This is a genomic window from Candidatus Cloacimonadota bacterium, assembly GCA_011372345.1.
In the GTDB taxonomy this organism is placed as follows: Bacteria; Cloacimonadota; Cloacimonadia; order Cloacimonadales; family TCS61; genus DRTC01.
The window spans coordinates 1-2,660 of record DRTC01000630.1 but is presented as its reverse complement, the minus strand read 5'-3'; the positions used below and the strand labels follow the sequence as shown (position 1 = coordinate 2,660).

Here is a 2,660-nt window from a genome sequence, read left to right as displayed (position 1 = left end):
TCTTAAACGGCATCGTGATCGAAAATCCATAAAAATCAATTCGAGATTTTTCCATCCACTTCCAGAAATCGTTTAAATCTTCAACCACAAAAGGAAGATAAACAGCATCGATCTTATTTTTCCTGAAATAGTCATTATAAAAGAAAATTCCGAGAGATTTCTCAACCTGTTTCCCACCAACAATTCCTCCGATTTTTGTGCTTTTTGATATTTTTTGGAGATAATATTTTTCTACTTCTTTTATTGTTAATTGTCCGTTTGCTGTTGGAAAAAAATCGAGTCCGACAAAAGTTCCTACTGCTCCAAATTGTTGAAAAAGGAGACGGGAAATTTTTCCCAATTTTCCCATTCCTGCGAAAATTACCGGCTTGTTCGATTTTGAAATTAAATATGAGATTTCAAATAATTCTGAATATTTATCGATGTTGACTGCAATTTTCAGGAATTTTGAGGGAATAGAATTGGAGTAATTTATGATCTCTTTAAGTTTTTCAATTCTTAGAGTATCGGAAAAATTGTGATAAGAAAGGATCAGATCGTCTGGATTTATCGAGGTTTTTTGGTAGCGATTTATTTCAAGATCAACCAGACAATTGTGATTAGCAATCACTTTTTTGTAATATTCTATTTTTTCTGAAAAAAGAATTTCGGACTTTCCACCTTCGGAAATGTCTCTAATCGTAATTATGGCTTTTTTATCTATTAGATTATCAGGAAATTCCGTAAAATTTTTATTATAATCCAATCTGAATTCGAGTAATTCAAATTTATTCCGATATTTTTCAACGGTTTTTTGAACGAATTGTTTATTTAAAAATGGGATGGATAATATGATCATAACTTAAATCTTTTTTTAGAAACCATTAAAATGGTTATTGCTTGTTCTCCATAAGTCATATCACCACAATAAATTGTGGTGTTTATCTGATTCTTTCCATTACTTTTTCAGAACAACACCCGAATTTATTCGGGTGATAAAAGCAAAAAATAATGAATAAAAAACCATTTCAATGGTTTCCCAATCTTCGGATCATTATTGCTTTTTCTTACTATCTTCAATTATCGTTTTCCAGATTGTTTCGACAAAATTTTCATTGATATTCCATAATTCTGCTTTCTGTTTGAGATTTTCCAAAAGTTCATTTTCCCGATTTTTATCTTCAATTTTCAAATTATTTTTGCGTTTAAATTCTCCTATTTTCTTTGATATTTCCCGCCTTCGATAGAGTGCGATCAAAATATCTTCATCGATTTTAGCGATCGTTTCCCGGTAATCGGTTAGAGACCGCTTTTCTCCTGAAATCAATTTCTGATAACTGATCGCGTCTGTCAGAACCAACTTGGTCATTGCTTTGGCAACTGGTAAGATCCTTGGAATAATGCAGGTATCATGTCTTCCTTTTGAATGGAAAACAACTTCTTCATTAATTTGGGTGATCGTTTTTTGAGGAATATCGATCGATGAAGTCGGCTTCACTACAAATCTGAAAATAAGAGTTTGTCCAGTTGAAATTCCTCCTGAAATTCCACCGGAATGATTTGTGAGGAAACCAGTTTTGTCCATTTGATCATTTGCTTCGAGTCCTGTTTTGGATGCAAGTTCAAATCCATCTCCAAATTCGATTCCTTTTACTGCTCCTATAGAAAGGATCGCTTTTGCCAGGTTTGCATCGAGTTTTTCAAAAACAGGATCTCCCAAACCTGCGGGAAGATTCTTGATCTTAACCTCCACGATTCCACCAACAGAATTTCTGTCTTTTTGAATTTGAGAAAGATAATCAATTAAATTTTCATAATTATCTTTATCAAACCAGGATAATTCATTATGAAACTTAAAATCGAAATTTTTTACTTGGAATTTTCCGATTTGAATAGGGTAGAGGTTGATCTCGATATTCCCCAACAAATCATTTACCATTCCGGAAGCTGCAACTCTTGAAATTGTTTCTCTTCCGGAAACTCGTCCTCCACCGCGATAATCATAAATTTTGAATTTCCTGAAAAGAGAGTAATCTGCGTGACCAGGACGAAAAACAGCTTTCAGGTGATCATAATCTTCGGGTTTCATATCTTTATTGTAAACAACAAGACAAATCGGCATTCCGGTTGTCTTGCCCTTAAAAACTCCGGAAAGGATCTCGATCTTATCTTTTTCTTTTCGTTTTGATGAAAATTTTCCAATTCCGGGTTTGCGTTTTTCTAATTCCTGCTGGATATCTGCTAATGGAAAATCGATTCCCGGTTTTACATCTTCGATCACAACACCGATCGCTTTTCCATGACTTTCACCGAAAGTTGTTATGCCAAAATATTTTCCGAAACTATTTGCTTTCATAATTAATGTAGAACAGAACTTGTTCTGTTTCCTTTTTCCTTTCACAGGATTTTTTTGTAATGGTTTCGGAACAAGTTCCGAACTACCGTAGAACAGAACTTGTTCTGTTTCCTTTTTCCTTTAACAGGATTTTTTTGTAATGGTTTCGGAACAAGCTCCGAACTACCGTAGAACAGAACTTGTTCTGTTGATTTTCAAATTCTCAAAATAAATTTTGAGTTAGTTTTTCGGAACAATCCGTCTGAAGCCGGATTAAAAATTCCGAACTACTTACAACTGCAAATAAATTTGCTGTTAAGTCCAGTCTTTTTTTCAAAAAGTAATT

General features: G+C 33.6%; 1 protein-coding gene and 1 pseudogene. Both read right to left on the bottom strand.

The annotated features are described in order from the left end of the window. On the bottom strand, window positions 1-838 hold an 838-nt coding region (locus ENL20_12065), incomplete at its 3' end, for a type I 3-dehydroquinate dehydratase (protein ID HHE39290.1). 486 nt (window positions 839-1,324) lie between these two features. Then, window positions 1,325-2,335 (bottom strand): annotated as a pseudogene (locus tag ENL20_12060) (chorismate synthase). Window positions 2,336-2,660 lie beyond the last annotated feature (325 nt).